The organism is Solemya elarraichensis gill symbiont, from assembly GCF_002021095.1.
Classification (GTDB): domain Bacteria; phylum Pseudomonadota; class Gammaproteobacteria; order Chromatiales; family Chromatiaceae.
On record NZ_MPRK01000354.1, the window covers coordinates 1 to 1,255 of the forward strand.

The following is a 1,255-nucleotide window of genomic DNA, read 5'->3' on the forward strand; positions in this document are numbered from 1 at the left end:
CGCAGGGCGTCCGGGGCAATAAAGGCTGTCGAAGATCGAGTGTAAAAGGGCGACTTGGATGTCCCGTTTTACATCACGAGATCAAAGACACGCTTGTTTTAGCCCAATCGTCTCTGACGGACGGTAAGTAGTAAGTAGGTGTAGATTTAAGTTTCTGGATCGGCGAAATGCCGATTCCTTTACTAAGCTAGATGCACTCGGCGCAGTTTTATTCCAAATAATTTATAATGCCAATAATAACCAGGTGATTTCTGTGGAGAAGTAAGAGAGTTTCAGCGGTTTACTGCAGATGTATGAAGAAGTAACCATTGAACAATGGAGAGAGCACTACAACACGAAACGTGGGCTATCGCCCATCTGAATCTAACATTCCATTGGATCTTAGGCGGCCATACATTATTATCTAAACTGGAACACTAAATGGGGGTAGGTCAATATGAATACATCTTCAGGTGACAATGAGTGGTAAATATTATCTGTATGAAGTGGGGTGATAAATACCATTCAGAAGATGTAAATCGTCTTTTCTCAATGGTTGCACGTAACTTAACCTTTCCATTTCGTTTTGCTTGTTTCACTGATAACTGGCAAGGCATAAGAGAAGAGGTGGAAATTAAACCCATCCCTTTACTTGATTTGCCATCAGGTCTACCTGAAAGAGGTTGGCAGAAACTTTCGATGTTTACGAGTCCACTTGAAGATATTCAGGGAATAACACTTTTTCTGGGTCTTGATGTGGAGGTTATCGGCAATATTGACTGTTTTTTTGAAGTTGAAGGCGAGTTCTTGATTGCATTTGATGCGAAGAAAAGAGGAAAAATAATAGGGAATTCTTCTGTTTACAGATTCGAGGCGGGTAAGCATCCGGATATTCTTGAGTATTTCCAGGAAAATTTTGAAACTGTGCGTAAAAGATTTCGGAATGAACAGGCATACCTGTCAAGTAAAATGAATGAAAAGGGCATATTTAAATTCTGGCCAAAACCCTGGTGCCCAAGTTTTAAGTACCACTGCATCCCTTCTTTTCCACTCAATTTTATTACTCCTCCCGTGAAACCTGACGGTGCAAAAATTATTCTGTTTCATGGTGAACCGAATTCTGATCAGGCGGCAAAAGGAGTGTCAGGTAAGTGGTATCGCTATTTCAAGCCGGTGAGCTGGATAAGCGACAGATGATATCAATAATCAACTGTTCGATTTGTAGTGTGTTCCGCATGGGACTTGAAGCGTGGATAAAAGGATTCTGAAAATCACA

At 41.0% G+C, this 1,255-nt stretch carries 1 protein-coding gene; it reads left to right on the forward strand.

Annotated elements, in window-relative coordinates:
• Positions 1-480: 480 nt before the first annotated feature.
• A complete protein-coding gene (locus BOW51_RS10880) occupies positions 481-1,176 on the forward strand; it encodes a glycosyltransferase (RefSeq protein ID WP_078477718.1) in 696 nt (231 codons plus the stop codon).
• Positions 1,177-1,255 lie beyond the last annotated feature (79 nt).